This is a genomic window from Achromobacter agilis (assembly GCF_900496965.1).
Lineage (GTDB): Bacteria > Pseudomonadota > Gammaproteobacteria > Burkholderiales > Burkholderiaceae_B > Achromobacter > Achromobacter agilis.
Genome location: NZ_UFQB01000004.1, coordinates 160342 through 182850 on the forward strand (window position 1 = coordinate 160342; position 22509 = coordinate 182850).

The window sequence follows — 22509 nt, forward strand, 5'->3', positions numbered from 1 at the left end:
CTGCCCCGCCGCCCCCGCCTAGTCGTCTTCCGGGACGGCTAATTCCAGCGGCACGTGCTCGGTCATCAGCACGTCCAGCATCTCGATCAGCAGCGCGGCCCGTTCCTCGCCGAAAGGCGCGAGCACCGCCTTCTGATGCTGCAGGGCCTGATCGCACAGACCGGCGATCAGGTTCGACCCCTTGGTGGTGATGCAGACCCGGGTCTGGCGCCGGTCCGCCCGCACGCCGGTGCGGGCCACCAACCCCTCGGCCTCCATGCGCTGCACCACCTTGCTCAGGGTGGGCTGCTTGGTGATGGCGAGCACGGCGAGCGTGCCGATGGTTTCGCCCGCGCTGCCCTGCAGGCTGGCCAGCACCCGCCACTGGGTGACCGACAGGCCGGCCGCCTTCACCTGCAAATGGAACTCCGCCGAAATCCGCTGGCTGGCCTGGGCCAATAGGTAGGCCAGATAGCCGTCGACGAAACGGGCGCCCGGCGCCGTCGTGGATGTGTCCCGTTGTTTTTCCAACCGCATGCTGCCTTGCTCCCATGCTTGCACCACGGCGGCGCAATCGCGCGCCCCGATGGGGCGCTTGCTGTTGCGCAACACAGGGTATTCCCGGAATCGCAACCCGTTTTTGCACCACGCCGGCACTCGCCGTGCGTCCTGAAACTAGAGAACAACGAGTATATACGTCCTTGTTTTAGCGTGATATTTTTTTCATTCCATGAAATTTCATCTTTTTTGTTGACAGCTAAAACGTTGACTCCTAAAGTATTTTTTAGATGAGTTTTTCCTGACGTGACGATGCTGCGCAGCAGCAAAGCTTGAGGACCCGCGGACCGGGCCGGGAAGGAGTTCTAGATGGCTGAAAGGTCTTTCAAGAAAGAAGTCCAGCAGTTGCGCATCGGCGCGGGCGAAGAGTTCCGCGGAGAGGGCATCCTCGCCGTCACGAAAGCCTTGCTGCAGTCCGGCGTGGGCTATGTCGCGGGCTACCAGGGCTCGCCGATCTCCCACCTGATGGACGTGCTGGCCGACGCCAACGACATCCTCCAGGATCTGGGCGTGCACTTCGAGGCCAGCGCCTCGGAAGCCACGGCGGCGGCCACTCTGGCGGCATCGGTCATGTATCCGATCCGCGGCGCGGTCACCTGGAAATCCACCGTGGGCACCAACGTCGCGTCCGACGCCCTGGCCAACCTGTCCTCCGGCGGCGTGACCGGCGGCGCGCTGGTCATCGTGGGCGAAGACTACGGCGAAGGGTCGTCCATCATGCAGGAACGCTCGCACGCGTTCGCCATGAAGTCACAGATCTGGCTGCTGGATCCCCGCCCCAACCTCGAAAGCATGGTCAAGGCGGTGGAAGACGGCTTCGAACTGTCCGAGGCCAGCAAGACGCCCGTCATGCTACAGCTGCGCATCCGCGGCTGCCACGTGCACGGCCGCTTCATCGCCAAGGAAAACAAGCGTCCGGCCTTCTCGCTGTCCCAGGCCCTGGAGAGCCCCGCGCGCGATACGAGCCGCATCGTGCTGCCGCCCGCATCCTTCCTGCACGAGCAGGAGAAGATCAAGGAACGCTGGCCCGCGGCCATCCGCTACATCAAAGAACACAAGCTCAACGAAACCTTCGACGGCGACCAGGACGATATCGGACTGATCCTGCAGGGCGGCCTGTACAACGGCGTCATCCGGGCGCTGCAATTGCTGGGCCTGGCGGACAACTTCGGCAATAGCCGCATCCCGCTGTACGTCATGAACGTGACCTATCCCGTCATCGAAGACGAGGTCATCGATTTCTGCCGCGGCAAGCGCGCCGTGCTGCTTCTCGAAGAAGGCCAGCCCGACTACATCGAGCAGAACCTGCACGCCGTGCTGCGCCGCGCGGGCGTCGGCACGCACCTGTCCGGCAAAGATGTCCTGCCCATGGCCGGCGAATACACCACCCAGGTCATGCGCGACGGCCTGCGCGAATTCCTCAAGCGCCAGCGCCCCGAGTCCCTGCAGACGCATCCCGCCGCCACGGCCGACGCCCAGGCCGTGGAGCGCCAGCTTGAAATCACGGAACTGGCGCGGCCCAAGCCCGCCCGCCCGGCCGAGCAGCCCATCACCTTCCACAAGCACGTGGAGGGCCTGGCGGCCGTGGTGCCACCGCGGCCGGCGGGCTTCTGTACCGGCTGTCCCGAAAGGCCGATCTTCTCGGCGCTGACGCTGGCGCAGGAAACGCTGGGCCAGCATCACATCTCGTGCGACATCGGCTGCCACCTGTTTTCCATCCTGCCGCCCTTCAATCTTGGCGCCACCACCATGGGCTACGGCCTGGGCGCCTCCAGCGCGGCCGCCTTCAACGTGCCCGCCGCCAAGCGTCCCATTTCCATCATGGGCGACGGCGGCTTCTGGCACAACGGGCTGGCCTCGGGCATCGGCAACGCGGTATTCAACAAGTACGACGGCGTCATCGTCATCGTCGACAACTTCTACGCCTCGGCCACCGGCGGGCAGGACATCCTGTCCTCGCGCGCCGAGAACCCGGACCGGTCGACCAACAACCCCATCGACCAGGCCGTGCGCGGCGTGGGCGTGAAATGGGTGCGCACGCTGGATCGGACCTATGACGTGGCGCGGGTCCGCGCCACCCTCGAAGAGGCGCTGACCACCGACGTCAAGGGCCCCAAGGTCATCATCGCGCAGTCGGAATGCATGCTGAACAAGCAGCGCCGCATCAAACCGCTGTTCAACAAGGCCGTGAAGGAAGGCAAACGCGCGGTGAAGGAACGCTTCGGCGTGGATCCCGACGTCTGCACGGGCGACCACGCCTGTATCCGCCTGTCGGGCTGCCCGTCCCTGACGGTCAAGGACAGCGGCGACCCGTTGAAGGAAGATCCGGTCGCGCACGTGGAAAGCAGCTGCGTCGGCTGCGGCAACTGCGGCGAGGTCGCCCACGCCGCCGTGCTGTGCCCGTCGTTCTACCGCGCCGACGTCGTCCACAACCCCACCGGCCGCGACCGATTCCTGGCCCGCGTGCGCGGAGCGGTCATCGGCCTGCTCCAGCGGCGCCGCGCAGCCCGCCTGGCCCATAACGCCCTCTGAGGCCCGTACACACTAAGGACACCCACCTCATGAAACCGGTGGCTATGCAACAAGGCAACCCGATCAAGATCGCCATCCTGGCCATGGGCGGCCAGGGCGGCGGCGTGCTGGCCGACTGGATCGTCGACATGGCCGAGCATGCCGGCTGGTGGGCGCAGACCACCTCGGTGCCCGGCGTGGCCCAACGAACCGGCGCCACGATCTACTACCTGGAACTGCTGCCTGAATCGGACGTGAAGCGCGCCGGACGGCAGCCGGCGCTGGCGCTGATGCCCACGCCCGGCGACGTGGACCTGGTGGTGGCGGCCGAACTGATGGAAGGCGGCCGCGCGATCCAGCGCGGCCTCGTCACGCCCGAGCGCACGGTGCTGCTGGCCTCTTCCCACCGCAGCTACGCGGTCAGCGAAAAGTCCGCACCCGGCAACGGCATCGCCGACCCGAACAAGGTCCTGGAAGCGGGCCGCGCCGCGGCCAAGCGCTTTCTGTGTTTCGACCTGCAGGCGCTGGCCGACCGCGCCGGAAGCGTCATCAGCGCCAGCCTGTTCGGCGCGGTGGCCGGCAGCGGCGCCCTGCCCTTCGCGCGAGAAGACTACGAAGCCACCGTGCGGCGCGCCGGCCTGGGCGTGGACGCCAGCCTGCGCGCCTTCGCCCTGGGCTTCGAATCGGCCGACCAGGCGCCCGCCCAGCCCGCTCCCATTGACCTGGAACGGCCGGTGCCGGCCGTGCCCGACGTCGCCGCCAGCCCCAGAACGCAAGCCCTGCTGGACACGATCAAGCGCGACTTCCCCGCCTGTGCGCAGCCCATGCTGGCCGCCGGTGTGCGCCGCCAGATCGAGTTCCAGGACCTGGCCTATGCCGGCGACTACCTGCGCCACATGAAAGCGATCCGCGACCTGGACGCCGCGCACGGCGGGGATGCCCGGCAATGGGCGCTGACCTGCGCCGCCGCGCGCTACGTGGCCACGGCCATGGCCTATGACGACGTGATCCGCGTCGCCGACCTGAAGACCCGCGGCTCGCGCTTCGACCGCGTGCGCCAGGAAGTCGGCGCCCGCCCGGGCCAACTGGTCTACACGACGGAATTCATGCACCCGCGGCTGGAAGAAATCTGCGGCACGCTGCCCGCCGGGCTGGGCCGCTGGCTGGAAAGCTCCAAGGCCTTCGGCGGCTTCGTCGAGCGCCGCCTGGGCCGCGGCCGCCGCATGCAGAGCGGCACGCTGGGCGGCTTCCTGATGCTGTACACGCTGGCCGGCATGCGGCGCTTTCGCCGCAGCACGCTGCGCCACCAGATCGAGACCGCCGGCCTGCGGCAATGGCTGGACCTGATCGCCAAACTGGCGCCGCGCGATTACGCGCTGGCGGTCGAAACCGTGAATTGCCGCCGCCTGGTCAAGGGCTACAGCGACACGCACGTGCGCGGCGGCGGCAAGTACCGCCAGTTGATCGCCGCGGCGGAACAACTCGCCGGCCGGCCCGACGCCGCCGCGACGCTGCGCGCGTTGCGCGACACCGCCCTGGCCAATGAGAAATGCGCGCCCATGGAACGCCAGTTGGCCGAAAAGCTGGCGGCCTGAGCCGAACACCGATAGGGACAAACGCCGTGCAAACATTGAAACTCATCGTTCGGGAAGTCCGGCAGGAATCGCCGCTGATCCGCTCGTTCCGGCTGGCGCGCGAGGACGGCGCGGCCCTGCCCGCCTTCGGGCCGGGCGCGCATCTGAAGGTATCGGTGCCGGGGCAGCGCGAGCCGCGCTGCTATTCGCTGGTGCAGCTTGCGCCCGAGGCGGGGCGGTTCGCCCAGCCCGCCGAGTACCGGCTGGGCGTGCGCCTGGAGGAATCCAGCCAGGGCGGGTCGCGCTACATGCACGCGCTGGCCGAAGGCGACACCCTCACGGTCGAGGGCCCGAAGAACGATTTTCCGCTGCACGAATCGCCCGCTGGCGACGAGCCCGTGGTGTTGATCGCGGGCGGCATCGGTATCACGCCGGTCGCCTCCATGGCCGCTGCCCTGAAATCCGCCGGCCGCGCCTTCCATTTGCACTATTGCGGACGGAGCAAAGACCAGCTGGCCTTCCTGCCCGAACTCGAAGCCCTGGCGGGCGGCGATCTCAGCACGCACGCCGACGACGATGCTTCCTGCCGCTTCGACCTGCTGGCGCTGCTGGACTCGGCGTCGCCGCGCCAGCACCTGTACGTGTGCGGCCCCAAGGGCCTGATCGACGCGGTCATCCACGAGGCCCGGGCCCGCCATTGGCCCGACGCCCACATCCATTTCGAGCTGTTCGCCACGGCCGCCCCGCAGGCCGGCGACCAGCCGTTCGAGGTCGAGCTGCGCCAGTCCGGTCGGGTGCTGACCATCCCCGCCGACAAGACCATCATCGACGTGATGGAAGAGGAAGGCTGCGATCCGATGTACGACTGCAAGCGCGGCGAATGCGGCGTCTGCCAGGCCACGGTGCTGGAAGGCGAACCCGACCACCGCGACTACTACCTCTCGGACACCGAGAAGGCCAGCGGCAAGATCATCCAGATCTGCATCTCGCGCGCAAAATCGGCGCGCCTGGTGCTGGACCTGTAGCCCCGACGCAAGGAAGCCCCACCATGGCCAAATACCGCGACAACCCCGACGCCATTCGTTCCCTGCTGCGCGACACCGAGGTGCACAAAGACCTGTTCGTCGACCAGGAACTGTTCGACCTGGAAATGGAACGCCTGTACGCCAACACCTGGGTCTACGTCGGCCACGACAGCCAGGTGCCGAACGCCGGCGACTACATCACCACCACGGTCGGCAACCAGCCCGTGGTGATGGTGCGCCACAGCGACAAGAGCGTGCGCGTGCTGCACAACCGCTGTCCGCACAAGGGCACGATGGTCGCGGGCGACGCCTGCGGCAACACCGGCAAGTTCTTCCGCTGTCCCTACCATGCCTGGACGTTCAAGACGGACGGCAGCCTGCTGTCGATCCCCCTGAAGAAAGGCTACGAGAACACCGGCCTGGAAAACTGCGAAGCCAGCCAGGGCATGGCCGCCGTGAAGGACGTCAGGAACCATCGCGGCTTCGTCTTCTGCCGGCTGAACCCGGAAGGCCAGTCCTTCGAGGAGTTCTTCGGCGAATCGCTGTCCACCCTGGACAACATGGTGGACCGCTCGCCCGAAGGCCGGCTCGAAGTGGCGGGCGGCGTGCTGCGCTACATGCACCGCTGCAACTGGAAGATGCTGGTCGACAACCAGACCGACACCTGCCACCCGATGGTGGCGCACGAGTCGTCGGCAGGCACGGCCGTGAAGGTCTGGGAACAGGCGCCGGAAGGCACGCCCAAGCCCATGGCCGTGGAACTATTCGCGCCGTTCATTTCCCCCTACGAGTTCTTCGAGAACATGGGCATCCGCGTGTGGGAGAACGGCCATGGCCATACCGGCGTATCGGACTCCATCCATGCCTCGTACTCCGGCATTCCGGGCTACTGGGATTCCATGGTCGCGGCCTACGGCGAGGACCGCGCCAAGCAGATCCTGGGCGACGTGCGCCACAACACCGTGTACTTCCCCAACATCATGGTCAAGGGTCCGATCCAGACGCTGCGCGTCTTCAAGCCCATCGCCGCCGACCGCACGCTGGTGGAATCCTGGACCTTCCGCCTGGTGGGCGCGCCCGACCTGCTGCTGGAGCGCACGCTCATGTACAACCGCCTGATCAACGCGCCGACCTCGGTGGTGGGGCACGACGATCTGGAAATGTACGAACGCGCGCAGGACGGCCTGCAATCGCGCGCGCGGGACTGGGTCAACGTGGGCCGGCTGTACTCGCCCGACGAGGTCGGCCAGAAGAACGTCGCCACCAATGGCACCAATGAATGGCAGATGCGCAACCAGTACCGCGCATGGGGCCGCTACATGACCGGACCGGAGTCGGTATGAGCGCAAGCGACCGCGAGTTGATCGATTTTGTCTACGCCGAGGCGCGCCTGCTGGACGAGCAGCGCTTCGAGGACTGGCTGAACCTGTACACCGACGACGGCTATTACTGGATGCCGCTGGCCCATGGCCAGACCGACCCCAAGCTGCACGCCTCGCTCATGTACGAGGACAAGCTGCTGCTGCGCGTGCGCGTGGAGCGGCTGGCCGGCCAACGCACGTTCTCGCAGCAGCCCAAGAGCCGCTGCCATCACCTGCTGCAGGCCCCCACGGTGGAACACGGCCATCTCGAAGCCGCCCCCGCCGAAGGCCGCCACGTGGTGCGCACCGCCTTCCATTACGTTGAAACGCGGCAAGACGCGCAGACGCTGTACGCGGGCTGGGCCACCCACCACCTGGTGGAGCAGGACGGCGCCTTGCGCATCCGTTTGAAGCGCGTGGACCTCGTCAACTGCGACGCGGCCTTCGGCAATATCCAATTGTTCATGTAGGAGCGGCTTGTGAGCACCACGGTCCATCAGGCATTCCGCGACACCGCTGCCCGCTACGGCGACCAGCCTTTCCTCTGCATCCTGCAGGAAACGGCGCAGGCCTACGGCATCGGCGCAGGCGAACTGGGCTACGCGCAGGCAGCCGACGCCATCGAAACGCTGCGCGCCGCCTACGCCCAGGCCGGCTACGGACACGGCCATCGCGCCGGGCTGCTGCTGGAGAACCGCCCCGCGTTCTTCCTCCACTGGTTCGCGCTGAACGCGCTGGGCGTGTCCGTGGTGCCGATCAATCCCGACCTGCGGGCGGCGGAACTCGAATACCTGACGGGGCACTCCGAGATCGCGCTAGCGGTGGCTTTGCCCGAACGCCATGGCGATCTGCTGGCGGCCGCGCAGCGCGCCGGCCGGGAACTGTGCGTGATGGGCCCGGACGGCACGCCGCCGCCGGCCCCGTTCGCAGCGCCCCTGGCGGGCGCGGAGCCCGGCATCCTGACCGAGTGCGCGCTGCTTTATACGTCCGGCACGACCGGCCGGCCCAAAGGCTGCATCCTGCCCAACCGCTACTTCCTGCACGCGGGCGGCTGGTACGCGCGCATCGGCGGCCTGGCCGCCCTGCGCCCCGGCCAGGAACGCATGCTGACCCCGCTGCCGCTGGTCCACATGAACGCCATGGCTTACTCGGCCATGGCCATGGTGCTGACGGGCGGCTGCCTGATCCCGCTCGACCGCTTCCATCCCAAGACCTGGTGGGACAGCGTGCGCGACTCCGGCGCCACGGTGCTGCACTACCTGGGCGTCATGCCCGCCATCCTGATGAAGGCCGAACCCTCGGCCCGCGACAGGCAACCCGCCATCCGCTTCGGCTTCGGCGCCGGCGTGGACCGCAAGCTGCACCAACCCTTTGAAGAGCGCTTCGGCTTTCCGCTGCTGGAAGCCTGGGCCATGACCGAGACCGGCGCGGGCGCCGTCATCATCGCCAACCAGGAGCCGCGCCACATCGGCAGCAGCTGCTTCGGCCGCGAGGAAGACGACGTGCTGGTGCGCATCGTCGCCGATTCCGGCGCCGAAGCCGACGCGGGCGAGCCGGGCGAACTGCTGGTGCGCCACGCCGGCGGCGACCCGCGCTACGGCTTTTTCGCCGGCTACCTCAAGGACGAGGACGCGACTTCCCAAGCCTGGGAAGACGGCTGGTTCCATACCGGCGACATCGTGCGCCGCGAAACCGATGGCGCGCTGCGCTTCGTGGACCGCAAGAAGAACGTCATTCGCCGCAGCGGCGAGAACATCTCCGCGGTGGAAGTGGAAAGCGTGCTACTGCAGCACCCGCTGGTCAAGGCCGTGGCAGTCGCCGCCGTGCCCGACGCGGTGCGCGGCGACGAGGTGCTGGCCTGCGTGGTGCCCGAGAGCCTGCCGGCCGAAGGCGCCGCCATGGAGCAGGCCGCGCACAGCATCGTGCAATGGAGCCTGGAACAGCTGGCGTATTACAAGGCGCCCGGCTACGTCGCCTTCGTCGATAGCCTGCCGCTGACCACCACCAACAAGATCCAGCGCGGCGAAATGAAAGCCCTGGCGCCCACGCTGCCCGGCACGGCCCGCTGCGTGGACACCGGCCACATGAAGAAACGCCAGGAGCCCACGCGATGAGCCGCCTGGGCTACGACGGCGTGGTGGCGGCCTTGCCCGTCACCATTCCCTATGAACGCTATTCGACCCACGCTGCCCATTGGTGGCTGGGACGGGCGCTGGGCGCGCTGATCCGCCAGGCCGGCATCGCCAAGACCGAGGTGGACGGGCTCTGCGTATCCAGTTTCACCCTGGCGCCCGACACGGCCGTGGGCCTGGTGCAGCACCTGGGCATGAGCCCGCGCTGGCTCGACCACATCCCCATGGGTGGGGCCAGCGGCGTGGCGGCCCTGCGCCGCGCCGCCCGCGCCGTGCAGGCGGGCGATGCCAGCATCGTCGCGTGCATCGCGGGCGACACCAACCACGTCGACTCGTTCCGCAACACGGTCAGCCAGTTCTCGCGCTTCGCGCAGGACGCGGTCTATCCCTATGGCGCGGGCGGTCCCAACGCCAGCTTCGCGCTGTTGACCGCCAATTACATGCGCGCGACCGGCGCCACCCGCGAGGACTTCGGCAAGCTGTGCGTGGCGCAGCGCGACAACGCCCTGCGCTATCCGCACGCACTGATGAAAAAGCCGCTGACCCTGGCGCAGTACCTGGATGCCCGCGTCATCACTGACCCGATCCACCTGTTCGATTGCGTGATGCCCTGCGCCGGCTCCGACGGCTTCTTGGTCATGAGCGAAGAACGGGCCCGCGCGCTGAACCTGCCCTACGCCCGCATCCTCTCCACCATCGAACGCCACAACGCCTGGATCGAGGATCCGATCCAGACGCGCGGCGGCTGGACTGTGGACCTGGATGAGCTCTACGGCCAGGCCGGCGTCCAACCTGGCGACATGGATTTCCTGCAGGCCTACGACGACTACCCCGTCATCAACCTGATGCAGATCGAAGACCTGGGCTTTTGCCCGAAGGGCGAAGCGCCGGATTTCGTGCGCAGCCACAGCTTCACCGTGGACGGCAGCTTTCCCTTCAACACCAATGGCGGCCAGCTGTCGGTGGGCCAGGCCGGCGCCTCCGGCGGCTACCTGGGCATGGTCGAAGCGCTGCGCCAGTTGAGCGGCACGGCCGGCGGCACGCAGGTGGCCGGCGCCCGCCTCGGCATGGTGAGCGGCTTCGGCATGATCAATTACGACCGCGGACTGTGTACGGCCGCGGCCATCCTGGGGAGCCACGCATGACCGAACCCTTGGCCAAGCCGCCCCGCAAGAATCCGATCGCCCGCACCCGCCAGCCGACGCTGCCGCCGGGCTGGCGCAGCCGCAGCGCGCTGGGGCTGACCGCCGCCGCGGCAGAAGGCCGCTTCGACCTGCAGACCTGCGCCGATTGCGGCGCGGTCCAATATCCCCCCCGCGAAGTCTGCGGCCATTGCCTGTCCGAACATCTACCCTGGCGCCCGGCCGATCCCAGCGGCGTGCTGCTGGTCAGCACCACCCTGCACCACAGCAACGACCTGTATTTCCGCGAACGCCTGCCCTGGCGCGTGGGCACGGTGCGCATGACGGCCGGCCCCTCGGTCGTGGCGCATGTGCACCAGGACTGCGTGGACGGCGACCGCGTGCGCCTGACGCTGAAGCTGGACCGCAGCGGCCAGGCCGTGATGATCGCCCTGCCTGAAAGGAACACTCCGAACATGGAAGACGATAAGACCCTGCGCGAAACCTCGTGCGATCCGAAGTTCCGCCGCGCGCTCGTCACCGACGGCAAATCGGCAGTGGGCCAGGCCGTGGCGCGCGCCCTGCTGGACGCAGGCTGCCCGACCGTGTTCCTGGGCGACCCGCAAGCCTGGAAACGGGACGCCGCCTTCGATGCGCTGGCGGCCGATGCGCGTGTACAGACGGTAGTGCTGGACGTGACCGATACCGATTCGGTCGAGCGGGTAGCCGCCTCCATCGGCGGCAAGGTCGAGATCCTGGTGAACACCGCTGACCAGGAGCGCGAAGGCGGCTTGCTGAACCGCAAGGACGTCAACACGGCGCGCGACGCCCTGGACGTGAACGTGCTGGGGCTGATGCGCCTGGCCCAGAGCTTCGGCCCGGCCCTGTGCGGGCGCGCCGCAGACGGCGTGAATAGCGCCACGGCCTGGGTCAACGTGCTGTCCATCTACGCCCACATGAACCTGCCGTCGCGCGGCATGTGGTCGGCGTCCAAGGCGGCCGCGCTATCCCTGGCGCAGTGCCTGCGCGCCGAGATGCGCGGCGCGGGCGTGCGAGTGGTGAACGTGTTCCCCGGGCCGGTGGACCACGAATGGGAACAGCGCACGCCGCCCCCGCGCGTGGCGCCCGCGGCGATCGCCGGCGCCATCGTGCGCGCGCTGAAGGAAGGCATCGAAGACGCATACGTCGGCGATGTCGCGCAGGAATTCCGCGCCCGGCTGGCGGAGAACCCCAAGGGACTGGAACGGGAGCTGGGAGCCTGACCGCCCTCCCTGCCCCGACAACGCACGAACCTAGAGGAACAGCACATGAGCCAAAACATTCTTGCCCAATTCATGGCCGAACTGATGTCCGGCCGCATCCGCGTGGTGGACCTGACCGAAACGCTGACGCCGGAATTCCCCACCATCGTGCTGCCGCCGGAATTCGGCCAGGCCTGGCCGTTCCGCATCGAGGAGATCTCGCGCTACGACGAGCGCGGCCCCGCCTGGTACTGGAACAACTTCTCGTGCTCCGAGCACACCGGCACCCACTTCGACGCGCCGGCCCACTGGGTCACGGGCAAGGACCAGCCGGACAACACGGTGGACACCATACCGGTGGAGGCCTTCATCGCCAGCGCCTGCGTCATCGACTGCTCGGCCGAGTCGCGCGACAACCCCGACTTCCTGCTGACCATCGACTTCGTGAAGAAATGGGAAGAACGGCACGGCCGCATCCCCGCGCGTTCCTGGGTGCTGATGCGTACCGACTGGTCCAAGCGCGCCAAGCCCGCCGACTACCTGAACCTGCAGGAAGACGGCGCGCACTCGCCCGGCCCGGACGCGGAAGTGGTGCCCTGGCTGATCAAGGAACGCGACGTGCACGGCTTCGGCACCGAGTCGGTCGGCACCGACGCGGGCCAGGCGCAGCACCTGGATCCCCCCTATCCCTGCCACTACTACATGCACGGCAACAACCGCTACGGCCTGCAATGCATGACCAACCTGGACCAGTTGCCGCCCACCGGCGCGGTGATCTTCTCGGCGCCGCTCAAGATCCGCAGCGGCTCGGGCAGTCCGCTGCGCGTGCTGGCGCTGGCGCCCAAGGCCTGAGCCGGCCTCACGACAACAACAGGGGGATATCCATGACGCACTCCAACGTCGCTATCGTGACCGGTGGCAGCGCCGGCATCGGCGCGGAAATCTGCCGCAGCATGCTGGACGCAGGCTACGACGTGATTTCCATGGCGCGCCGCACGGCCGACTTCAGCCATCCGCGTCTGCACAACATGCAGGTGGACCTGCTGGACGCCGAAGCCACCGCCCAGGCGGGCGCTGAAGCGGCGGCCAAGTTTTCCATCAGCCACGTGATCCACAACGCCGGCGTCATCTGGCCCAACCTGCTGCCGCAAGTCACGCAGGAGGAGCTGCACGGCCTGACGCAGATCCACCTGGGCGCGGCGATCAGCCTGGTGCAGTCCGCCCTGCCGGGCATGCAGGAACGCCAGTTCGGCCGCATCGTGTTGATGTCCTCCCGCGGCGCGCTGGGCCTGCCCACCCGCACCGCCTATTCGGCCACCAAGGCCGGCATGGTGGGCATGGCGCGCACCTGGTCGCTGGAACTGGCGCCCTATGGCATCACCGTCAACGTGGTGGCGCCGGGCCCGATCCAGACCGATATGTTCTACGAGGTGATCGAGCCCGGCAGCGAACGCGAGAAACAACTGGCCGCGGGCATTCCGGTCAAGCGCCTGGGCCGTTCCGACGACGTGGCGCGCGCCGTCATGTTCTTTGCGGATCCCGCCAACAGCTTCGTCACCGGACAGACCCTGTTCGTCTGCGGCGGCGCCAGCGTCAGTTCCATCACCATCTGAACGCGCGTTCCCGGAGCGCCGCTTCGGGTTTTGACGGATAGGTAAGCACTGCCACGCGGTCTACAGTGCTGAGCCTGCCCAGAGAAACTTTAAGCAACAAGTAATTCCAGCAGTCCCTGTTTTCTCCGTTTTCCAGCCGCACTCCCACCCTGCTCCCTATCCGGAGGTTTTGCCATGCTGTCGAAGAAACTCCCCCTGGCCGCCGCCGCGGTAGCCGCGCTGTTCGCGCTGCCCGCCCTGGCGCAAGTCAAAGTCGGCGTCGTCACCTCGTCCACCGGCCCCACGGCGCTGGTCGGCATTCCCCAGAAGAACACCGTGCCGCTGCTGCCCAAGAAAATCGGCGACCTCACGGTGGAATACATCTCGCTGGACGACGCCAGCGATTCCACCAACTCAGTCACGGCCTTCAAGAAACTGATCTCCGAGCAAAACGTGGACGCGCTGATCGGCCCGTCGGGCTCGCCCAACGCCATGGGCGTGATCCAGTTCGCGGCCGAGGCCGGCGTGCCGATGCTGGCGCCGGTGGGCACCGCCGCCGTCGTGCTGCCCATGAACGACCAGAAGAAATGGGTGTTCAAGACCACCCAGAACGACGACATCATCGCCCGCGCGCTGGTCGACCACATGGCCAAGTCCGGCATCAAGACGGTCGGCTTCATCGGCCTGAACGATCCCTATGGCGAGAACTGGTACAAGGTCTTCTCCGGCCTGGTCGCCGAAAAGGGCATCAAGATCACCGCCAACGAACGCTACCTGCGCTTCGACAGCTCGGTCACGGGCCAGGCCTTGAAGATCCTGGCCGCCAAGCCGGACGCCGTGCTGGTCGCCGCCCCGGGCGCCGCCAGCGTGCTGCCGCAGACGACCCTGTACGACCAGGGCTACAAGGGCAAGTTCTACCAGACCCACGGCGCGGCCCTGCCCGACTTCCTGAAGCTGGGCGGCAAGAAGGTCGAAGGCACTGTGCTGGCCGCCAGCCTGATGCTGGTGCTGCCGGAAATGCCCGACAGCAACCCCTCCAAGAAGGTCGCGTCCGACTACATCGCCGCCTACGAAAAGCTCAACGGCTCCAGGCCCGCCACCTTCGGCGCCAATGTCTTCGACGCCGGCCTGCTGCTGGAAAAGGCCGTGCCGCTGGCCGAGAAGGCCGGCAAGCCGGGCACCAAGGAGTTCCGCAGCGCGCTGCGCGATGCGCTCGAACAGACCAAGGAGCTCGTCGGCACGCAAGGCGTCTACAACATGTCGGCCGCCGACCACAGCGGCTTCGACGACCGCGGCCGCGAACTCATCACCGTCAAGGACGGCAACTGGACGCTGGTGAAGTAGAAAGGTTTTGCCCCCCCCCGAAGCGCTGACGCGCTTCCCCCCAGGGGGGCATGCCTGCGGACCGGCAAAGCCGGCTCCGCGGCATCCCGATGGGGAGGCGCTCAAGCGGAGATGAGGTATCTGCCATGTTTGTCTGTTCTATCCGGAAGTTCTAATGAATGCTCAGATTGCCCTGATACTTGGACAGGACGGCATCACTAATGGCGCCATCTACGCGCTGCTGGCCTTGTCCATCCTGCTTGTGTTTACCGTTACCCGCGTGCTGTTCATCCCCCAGGGAGAATTCGTAGCGTTCGGTGCGCTCACCATGGCCGCGCTCCAGGCCGGCAAGCCCGTGCTGCTGGTGTGGCTGCTGTTCGCCTTCGCGGTGGCCGAGGCCGCCGCCGACCTGATGGCCCGCCGCAAGCGGCCCGGCCGTGGCAGCGGCCTCTGGCGCATGGCCGCCAAGCTGGCCTATCCGCTGATTCTGGCGGCGCTGATCTACCGCGTGCCGCTGGCCCAGTTGCCCATGGCGGCGCAGGCGCTGCTGACGCTACTGCTGGTCGTGCCCATGGGGCCGCAGCTGTATCGCCTGTTCTACCAGCCCATCGCGTCGGCCTCGACCCTGGTGCTGCTGATCGTATCCATCGCCGTGCATCTGGCGCTGGTCGGGCTGGGGCTGCTCGCCTTCGGCGCGGAGGGCGCCCGCACCGCGCCGTTCAACGACGCGAGCCTCACGCTGGGGCCGCTCAACGTGAACAGCCAGGCGTTGTGGGTGGTCGCCGTGTCCGCCCTGCTCATCATCGTGCTTTACCTGTTCTTCGAACGCTCCATGTACGGCAAGGCGCTGCGCGCCGCCGCCTTCAACCGCCTGGGCGCCCGGCTGATGGGCATCTCGCCGATCTTCGCGGGCAAGGCCACGTTCTTCCTGGCCGCGCTGATCGGCACGGTGTCGGGTATTCTCATCGCCCCCATCACCACCATGTACTTCGACTCCGGCTTCATGGTCAGCCTGAAAGGCTTCGTGGGCGCCATCATCGGCGGCCTGGTGAGCTATCCGCTGGCCGCGGCCGGCGCCATCCTGGTGGGCCTGATCGAAGCCTTTTCCTCGTTCTGGGCCAGCGCCTACAAAGAAATCATCGTGTTCACGCTGATCATTCCCGTGCTGCTCTGGCGTTCACTGAAAAGCCATCACGTCGAGGAAGAAGACGAATGAATCCGCGCCACATCCTCTTCGCATTCCTGGCGTTGCTGGCGCTGGCCCCGCTGGCCCTGCCGCCTTTCTACGTCACGCTGCTGAACTATATCGGCCTGTACGCCATGGTGGCGCTGGGCCTGGTGCTGCTGACCGGCGTGGGCGGCCTGACGAGCTTCGGGCAGGCCGCCTTCGTTGGCGTGGGCGCTTACACGACGGCGCTGCTCACCACTCGCGCCGACACCCTGCCGTCATGGCTGGCGTGGCTGGGCGCCTCGCCCTGGCTGACGCTGCTGGCCGGGCTGGCGCTGACACTGGCGATCGCCTACCTGCTGGGCGCGATCACGCTGAAACTGTCCGGCCACTTCCTGCCGCTGGGCACCATCGCCTGGGGCCTGTCGCTCTACTTCGTCTTCGGTTCCGTCGAAGGCCTGGGCGGCCACACCGGCATTCCGGACATTCCCGCCATCAACCTGTTCGGCTGGCCGCTGACCCAGGGCGACAGCATCTACTACCTGATCTGGGCCTTCCTGCTGACGGCGGTGTGGTCGACACAGAACCTGCTGGACTCGCGCGAGGGCCGCGCCATCCGCGCGCTCAAGGGCGGCCGCGTGATGGCGGAGTCGATGGGCGTGGACACGGCCCGCTCGCGCATGGTGATCTTCATCATCGCCGCGCTGCAGGCCTGCGCCTCCGGCTGGCTTTACGCGCACATGCAGCGCTTCGTGAATCCCAACCCGTTCGGCCTGCAGATGGGCATCGAATACCTGTTCATGACCGTCATCGGCGGCGCGGGGCAGGTCTGGGGCGCGCTGGTGGGCGCGGGCGTATTCACGGTGCTCAAGCAATGGCTGCAGGACTGGATGCCGCGGCTGCTGGGCCAGACGGGCAACTTCGAGGTTATCGTCTTCGGCTTCGGCATGGTGCTGCTGCTGCATCGCGCCCGCAGCGGCCTGTGGCCGGTGCTGACCCGCTGCGTTCCGCTGAAGAAGCAGGTGCGCAAGCTGGACATGGATGCCGAGCCCCTGCCCCGCAAGCCCATGCCGCCGCGTGGCGAAGTGGTGCTCAAGGCCGTGGACGTGACCCGCAAGTTCGGCGGCCTGGTCGCCAACAACGCTATGAACCTGGAAATCCGGGCGGGCGAGATTCTCGCCCTCATCGGCCCCAACGGCGCGGGCAAGAGCACAATGTTCAACCAGATTTCCGGTGTGGACACGCCGACCTCGGGCCAAGTCACGCTGCTGGGCCAGTCCGTGGCCGGGGCGGGCGCGCGCAGGATCGCGCGGCTCGGCCTGTCGCGCACCTTCCAGCACGTGCGGCTGCTGGGCCGCATGAGCGTGCTGGAGAATGTTGCGATCGGCGCGCACCTGCGCGGCCACCGCGGCGTGATGCCGGCCGCCTGGCGGCTGGACCGCGCGGAAGAAGCGCGCCTGCTGGCCGAGGCCGCGCGGCAGGTCGAGCGCGTGGGTCTGGGCAAGCACCTGCACGACGACGCGGGTTCCCTCGCCCTGGGCCAGCAACGCATCCTGGAGATCGCGCGCGCGCTGGCGTCCGACCCGTGCATCCTGCTGCTCGATGAACCGGCGGCCGGATTGCGCTACCAGGAAAAGTGCGAGCTGGCGGACCTGCTGAAGAAGCTGCGCGCCGAAGGCATGGCCATCCTGCTGGTCGAACACGACATGGATTTCGTGATGGGGCTGGTGGACCGCGTCGTGGTCATGGATTTCGGCGAGAAGATCGCCGAGGGCCTGCCCGCCGAGATCCAGCACAACCCCGCGGTGCTTGAAGCCTATCTGGGCGGAGTGGAATAGATGAGCGCGAAACTGCTGGAAGTGCGCGGCCTGCACGTGGCCTACGACAAGGTCGAGGCCGTCTCGGGCGTCAGCCTGGCTGTGGGCGAAGGCCAGATCGTCACGGTGATAGGCCCCAACGGCGCGGGCAAGACGACGCTGCTGTCGGCGATCATGGGCGTGCTGCCGTCAAGCGGCGAGATCGTGTTCGGCGGCAAACGGCAGGCGCATGCCGAGATCGAGGAAATGGTGGCCGCCGGCATGAACCTGGTGCCCGAGAAGCGCGAGCTCTTCGCCGAGATGACGGTCGAGGACAACCTGATGCTGGGCGCGTTCCACCGCTACCGCAACGGGCTGCGCGACCAGGACGCAACGCTGGCCGAAGTCTATGAACTGTTCCCCCGTCTGAAGGAGCGCCACGCGCAGCTGGCGGGCACGCTGTCCGGCGGCGAACGCCAGATGCTGGCGGTGGGCCGCGCGCTGATGGCCAAGCCGCGGCTGCTGATGCTGGACGAACCCAGCCTGGGGCTGGCGCCCCGCATCGTGCGCGAAGTGTTCCGCATCGTGGCGCGCTTGCGGGAAATGGGCGTATCGATCCTGCTGATCGAGCAGAACGCGCGCGCCGCGCTGCAGGTGGCCGACTACGCCTACGTGCTGGAAACGGGCGCGGTCACGCTGGAAGGGCCCGCCGCGCAAGTGGCGGAAGATCCGCGCGTGGTGGAGGTGTACCTGGGACTGGGGCACGGAGGAAGTGCGTAGGGCGCCTGGCTTAATGTCTGACACCCGTACGCGATGGTGCAGCGAATCTGAGACGGTCTTGCCGGGTGTCTGACACTGTTTTTAGATTCAGCTGGTGTGTCAGACACCCGGGGAGGTTGTTTTTGCCTGGCAGGCCGTCTCGTAAGGGTGTCAGACACGCAGAGTATTAAGCTACGCCACGCCGTCTGTCCCGGCGATACAGCGCATAACCCAGCGGCCACATCGCCGCCACCATGAACCTGGCGACCGGATTGCTCAGGCGGTAGGCCTGGACCGCCGTCGGGACGCCGGAGTGCTTCAGGTGCAGGCGGAAGCGCGTGTAGCGCGCGGCGGCCATGATGAATTCGCGCGGCCGGTAGCGGAAGAATTCCAGGTGGTGCTGCAGCATGTCCCAGGCCAGCAGGTACAGGCCCTGGGCGTTGTTGGCGGCGGATACCGCGCCCTGGCTCAAACTGCCGGGCGTGTCGTGGTACGTGCGCACGACGCGGTTGATGAAGCGGCTGAGGTAGCCGGCGCGCGCGATCGCCCACCACACCAAGCTTTCGGGCACGAAACCCGCCACGTCCTCGGGGAAGGGATAGGTCCTGAGGATATCGGCGCGCATACAGCCGAATTTCTCGCCCTTGATGCGGTAACGGAAATAGACGTCCACCGCGGTGCTGTCGAACACGTCTTGCGGATAGCGGTCGCCGACGATGCTGCCGTCGGGACGCGCGCACAGACCCGTGACGGCGACGTACGATTCGCGGCGGGCGGGCGGGATGCTGTCCCAGGCGTCCTTGAAAATGGCAAGCGCGTCGGGGGGCATCTCGTCGTCGCTGTCCAGCCCGACGATCAGCTTGCCGCGCGCTTCGCGCACGCCGCGGTTGAACGCCGTTTTCTTGTGCTGGTTGTTCTGCCAGAAATAGCGGATCGGAAAATCGGCACGCGCCTGCCAACCCAGGATGGATTCGTGAGTGTTGTCGGTGGATCCATCGTCCACCACGACCCATTCGAAACCCCGGAAAGTCTGCCGGGAAAGCGACTCATATACCCTGTGCAGCGTACCCGCCCGATTATAGGTGGGCGTCAGAACGGTAAAAAATGTTGGCGTGTCGGTCATGCCCACTGTGCCCCTTTGCGATTCCTCATGCAACCGCTGCGGTCTTGGTTTTTGTGTACTCGCCTGAAGTGTAGGGGATATGCCTGCGCGAACAGAGGCCGCGGCATTCGAATTTGCAATCAAATCTGACAAAACGGTCTTTATTCCCGACTATCCGGGCGCTGGCGGCTTTGGGCAGCGCACCCGAGTGGCGTAAACTCGGGCGGCCAAATTCGGAATGCCTATGGAAGCGTCGACCGTCCAGCTCAATGACATTGCCTTGTTCGTGGAGGTTGCCAAGCGCAAGAGCTTCAGCCTGGCGGCGCGCGCGCTGAATATGCCCACGTCGACGTTGTCGCGCCGCATCAATGAGCTGGAACGCGCCATCGGCCTGCGGCTGATCAACCGGAACACGCGCCGGCTGGACCTGACAGAAGCCGGCGCGGCCTACATGAGCCGCTGCCAGGGGCTGATCGACGAAGCCCGGCTAGCGCACGAGCAGCTGCAAATGCTATCGGGCGGCCCGTCCGGCAATCTGCGGGTGTCCATGCCCTACAGTCTGGCGATGTGGCTGCTGCCGGAAACCATCAATGACTTTACGGAACGCTATCCCGACGTGGAGTGCGAGTTCGACCTGAGCATGATGACGGCGTCCGATGCGCAAGGCACGCCGTTCGACGTCGTGCTGCGGTTTGGCCGCGATTCGGATCATCCGCTCTCGACCGTGGACACGGGCAATGGCGTATCGCATAGCGGCGCGGTGGTGCAGGAATTGGTGTCGCTGGACAATTATCTGTATGCGTCCGACCGCTATCTGGCTCGCCACGGCGAACCCAATACGCCGGGCGACCTGACGCAGCACCAGTGCTTGCGCACTACCATCGACGAGGCGCATTCGCACTGGACGCTGCACAAGGGCGCCGTGAGCGAACGCGTGCCCGTCACGGGCCATCTGGCGGCCAACAATATGAGTATCGCGGGGACGCTGGCGGGCCTGGACCTGGCGATTACGCGTATGCCACACTGCCATGCGCTGGAGCCCATCATCAAGCGCAATTCGCTCAAGCGGGTGCTGTCGGGATGGTCGGTGGATCCGATTTCGATCTACGTGGTGTATCCGTCCAGCATCCAGCCGGCCAAGACGCGGGCGTTCATGGATTTCATCCTGCCCAAGCTCGGCCCGCCGCAGCCGCAGGACGAGGCGCTTGCCCCAGGCGCCTGACATCCCGGCGCCGGCCGCCGGGGTTCTGTGTTTCCCCCAACGTCCCCTTCTTCCGAAAACAAAAAACCCGCGCGGCGCGAGCCGGGCGGGTTTTTCTCAGATCGGGGCGGAAGCGGACTTCAGCCCGGCGCGTGATTAGACGCGCTTGATCTTTTCCAGCATCTTGAACACGCCCTTGGGCGACTTGACGAACAAGCGCTTGAAAGCCTTGCCCAGGCAACGGCGTTCCAGGGTGTTGCGACGCACGCGTTTGCGTTCGGCCATGTTTATTCTCCTGATGAAATTGTGCGGAAAAGGCGAGCCCGCACAACCGGGTACTGGGCTGGCGGAAAATTCGGGTAACTTGGCATTTTAGCCTGAAATTCGCGGCGAGCGCCAATGGCGGAAAATCCGGCGCCGCCCCGCGCAAGGCATGAAAATCGGGACGGAGTCCCGACGGCGCCTGCGCGAAGAGTGGGAAGATCAGGCGGAAACGTCCTTCAGCCGCTCCCAGACCTGCTCCGCGCGCGGCAAGGGGTCGACGGCGCCATAGCCCAGGGTGGACAACGCCGCTGCCGCATTGGCGTAGCGCACGGCGTCTTCCCAGGCGTCTCCCTGGCAGCGGCGCGCCAGCAGGCTGCCGGCGAAGCAGTCGCCCGCGCCGGTCGCGTCCACGGCCTGTACCCGCAAGGCGGGCATCGGAATGCGCTTGGCGCCATCGTCGATGATGGATCCGTCCTTGCCCAGCTTGAGGACCACCACGCCGGTGGCGCCGCCGTCGCGGATCCAGTCCAGCGTGCGTTCCGGATCGTCATTGCCGGTCAGATGCTGCATGTCGTCCATGCTGGGCAGGAACAGGTCGGCCGCGCGCATGGTTTCGCGCAGGACGGCGCGGGCGCGGTCGACGGGCCACAACCGCAGGCGCAGGTTGGAATCCAGGCTGACCTGCGTGCCGGCCGTCCGCGCGCGCTCGATGGCGGCGAAGACGGTGTCGCAGGCGCTGGTGCTGATCGCCAGGCTGATGCCCGATACGTGCAGGAAGCTGGCGCGTTCGATCAGGCCGGATTCCAGGCTGGCCGGCGTCATCAGGCTGGCGGCGGAGCCGCGGCGCAGGTAGCTGAAGGCGTGCCCATCCGGACCGTGCTGCACGAAGTACAGACCGGTGTGCGCGTCGTCGTCCACCTGCACGCCCGAGACGTCCACCCCCTCGGCCTGCCAGAGGTCCAGGAACTGCCGGCCGAAGGCGTCATTGCCCACGCGGGTCAGGTAGGCGCAACGCGCGCCCTGCCGCGCCGCAGCGATGGCGGCGTTGGACGTGTCGCCGCCAAATCCCTGCAGATACTGGCGCTGGTCCTTGTGCGTCTGGTTCAGCTCGACCAGCGGCTCGCCCAGCGCAACGATGTCGAAATCAGCCATGGGCGGCCTCGCGGGTGCGGACGATCTGCGCCACCAGCGCGGGGGTGTCGCGGGCGGCGAAGGCCGCCTTGTCGTAGAGGTTGCTGCCGATGCCCACCAGCGCCGCGCCGGCCGCGAAATACGTGCCCATGTTGTCCTGGGTAACGCCGCCCGTGGGGCAAAAGAGAACGTCCGGAAAGACGGATTTGAGCGCCGCCAGGTGCTTGGGCCCGCCGGTGTCCGCCGGGAAGATCTTAACGATATCGGCCCCGGCGCGGCGCGCCGCCAGCACTTCGGTGGGCGTGAACGCGCCCAGCAGGCACAGCGCGTCGGCCGCGTGCGCCATGTCGACGATGTCGGTGGCCAGCGCGGGCGACACGAGAAAATCGGCGCCCGCCACCAGCGCATCGCGCGCCTGGTGCTCATCCAGCACCGTCCCCACGCCCAGCTGCAGCGCGCTGCCGTGCTTGTCGCGCAGCGCGCGCAGAAGGTCGGTGACGCCGGGAATGGTCCAGGTCAGTTCCAGCGTGGCGCAGCCGGCGGCCACGGCGACTTCGGCCGCATACGCGGCGGTGGCCGCGTCCGTGTACCGCAACACGGGAACGACCCGGGCGGCCATCAGGGCGGCGAGCTTGGAAGCAAGGGGAGCGGTCATGGAATTCCTTTGGGAA

20 protein-coding genes are annotated in these 22509 nt (G+C 67.0%); 15 read left to right on the top strand and 5 right to left on the bottom strand.

The annotated features are described in order from the left end of the window. Positions 1–18: 18 nt before the first annotated feature. On the bottom strand, positions 19–516 hold the full coding sequence (locus tag AGI3411_RS06610; RefSeq protein WP_129526761.1) for a MarR family winged helix-turn-helix transcriptional regulator: 498 nt from the start codon (positions 514–516) through the stop codon (positions 19–21). Positions 517–846: 330 nt separating this feature from the next. On the opposite strand from AGI3411_RS06610, the gene AGI3411_RS06615 reads away from it, so the two are divergent. From AGI3411_RS06615 to AGI3411_RS06680, 14 genes are all read left to right on the top strand, one after another. Next, positions 847–3069 carry an indolepyruvate ferredoxin oxidoreductase subunit alpha gene (locus AGI3411_RS06615; protein ID WP_129526593.1) on the top strand — a complete coding sequence of 741 codons (2223 nt, stop codon included), beginning with the start codon at positions 847–849 and terminating at the stop codon, positions 3067–3069. 29 nt (positions 3070–3098) lie between these two features. Further along, entirely contained in the window at positions 3099–4643 is a 1545-nt protein-coding gene (locus AGI3411_RS06620; protein WP_129526594.1) for an indolepyruvate oxidoreductase subunit beta family protein, read from the top strand. Positions 4644–4669: 26 nt separating this feature from the next. Continuing rightward, positions 4670–5647 carry a PDR/VanB family oxidoreductase gene (locus AGI3411_RS06625; RefSeq protein WP_129526595.1) on the top strand — a complete coding sequence of 326 codons (978 nt, stop codon included), beginning with the start codon at positions 4670–4672 and terminating at the stop codon, positions 5645–5647. Between the two features lie 23 nt (positions 5648–5670). After that, positions 5671–6990, top strand: coding sequence for an aromatic ring-hydroxylating dioxygenase subunit alpha (locus AGI3411_RS06630; protein ID WP_129526596.1), 1320 nt, complete (start codon positions 5671–5673; stop codon positions 6988–6990). After that, on the top strand, positions 6987–7478 hold the full coding sequence (locus AGI3411_RS06635; protein WP_129526597.1) for an aromatic-ring-hydroxylating dioxygenase subunit beta: 492 nt from the start codon (positions 6987–6989) through the stop codon (positions 7476–7478). Before AGI3411_RS06630 ends, AGI3411_RS06635 begins: the two co-directional genes overlap by 4 nt. A 9-nt stretch (positions 7479–7487) precedes the next feature. Then, complete coding sequence (locus tag AGI3411_RS06640; RefSeq protein ID WP_129526598.1) at positions 7488–9122, top strand: AMP-binding protein; 1635 nt, start codon at positions 7488–7490, stop codon at positions 9120–9122. Further along, a complete protein-coding gene (locus tag AGI3411_RS06645) occupies positions 9119–10285 on the top strand; it encodes a thiolase family protein (RefSeq protein WP_129526599.1) in 1167 nt (388 codons plus the stop codon). Before AGI3411_RS06640 ends, AGI3411_RS06645 begins: the two co-directional genes overlap by 4 nt. Continuing rightward, positions 10282–11523: an SDR family NAD(P)-dependent oxidoreductase gene (locus AGI3411_RS06650; protein ID WP_129526600.1), complete on the top strand. Its 1242-nt coding sequence runs from the start codon at positions 10282–10284 to the stop codon at positions 11521–11523. The genes AGI3411_RS06645 and AGI3411_RS06650 overlap by 4 nt, the downstream gene beginning before the upstream one ends. Positions 11524–11568: 45 nt before the next feature. Next, positions 11569–12354, top strand: a complete 786-nt coding sequence (locus tag AGI3411_RS06655) for a cyclase family protein (RefSeq protein WP_013391690.1) — start codon at positions 11569–11571, stop codon at positions 12352–12354. A gap of 32 nt (positions 12355–12386) precedes the next feature. Further along, on the top strand, positions 12387–13115 hold the full coding sequence (locus tag AGI3411_RS06660; protein WP_129526601.1) for an SDR family NAD(P)-dependent oxidoreductase: 729 nt from the start codon (positions 12387–12389) through the stop codon (positions 13113–13115). A 174-nt stretch (positions 13116–13289) separates the two neighbouring features. Continuing rightward, positions 13290–14438, top strand: coding sequence for an ABC transporter substrate-binding protein (locus AGI3411_RS06665; RefSeq protein WP_129526602.1), 1149 nt, complete (start codon positions 13290–13292; stop codon positions 14436–14438). Between the two features lie 154 nt (positions 14439–14592). Continuing rightward, positions 14593–15633 (top strand): branched-chain amino acid ABC transporter permease, encoded by a 1041-nt coding sequence (locus tag AGI3411_RS06670; RefSeq protein ID WP_129526603.1) that lies wholly within the window; start codon positions 14593–14595, stop codon positions 15631–15633. Beyond that, positions 15630–17423, top strand: coding sequence for a branched-chain amino acid ABC transporter ATP-binding protein/permease (locus tag AGI3411_RS06675; RefSeq protein ID WP_129526604.1), 1794 nt, complete (start codon positions 15630–15632; stop codon positions 17421–17423). Before AGI3411_RS06670 ends, AGI3411_RS06675 begins: the two co-directional genes overlap by 4 nt. Then, positions 17424–18161 (top strand): ABC transporter ATP-binding protein, encoded by a 738-nt coding sequence (locus tag AGI3411_RS06680; RefSeq protein ID WP_129526605.1) that lies wholly within the window; start codon positions 17424–17426, stop codon positions 18159–18161. A gap of 166 nt (positions 18162–18327) precedes the next feature. On the opposite strand, the gene AGI3411_RS06685 is transcribed toward AGI3411_RS06680, so the two are convergent. Continuing rightward, positions 18328–19263, bottom strand: a complete 936-nt coding sequence (locus tag AGI3411_RS06685; protein WP_129526606.1) for a glycosyltransferase family 2 protein — start codon at positions 19261–19263, stop codon at positions 18328–18330. Positions 19264–19486: 223 nt separating this feature from the next. Between AGI3411_RS06685 and AGI3411_RS06690 the strand changes: the two genes are divergently transcribed. Next, on the top strand, positions 19487–20464 hold the full coding sequence (locus AGI3411_RS06690) for a LysR family transcriptional regulator (RefSeq protein ID WP_129526607.1): 978 nt from the start codon (positions 19487–19489) through the stop codon (positions 20462–20464). A 135-nt stretch (positions 20465–20599) separates the two neighbouring features. Here AGI3411_RS06690 and AGI3411_RS30510 read toward each other — a convergent pair whose 3' ends face one another. The 3 genes from AGI3411_RS30510 to AGI3411_RS06700 form a co-directional block, all read right to left on the bottom strand. Beyond that, positions 20600–20728, bottom strand: coding sequence for a hypothetical protein (locus AGI3411_RS30510; RefSeq protein WP_006226408.1), 129 nt, complete (start codon positions 20726–20728; stop codon positions 20600–20602). 198 nt (positions 20729–20926) lie between these two features. Continuing rightward, positions 20927–21859, bottom strand: coding sequence for a sugar kinase (locus AGI3411_RS06695; protein ID WP_129526608.1), 933 nt, complete (start codon positions 21857–21859; stop codon positions 20927–20929). Then, on the bottom strand, positions 21852–22493 hold the full coding sequence (locus AGI3411_RS06700; protein ID WP_129526609.1) for a bifunctional 4-hydroxy-2-oxoglutarate aldolase/2-dehydro-3-deoxy-phosphogluconate aldolase: 642 nt from the start codon (positions 22491–22493) through the stop codon (positions 21852–21854). Before AGI3411_RS06700 ends, AGI3411_RS06695 begins: the two co-directional genes overlap by 8 nt. Between the last annotated feature and the right edge of the window lie 16 nt (positions 22494–22509).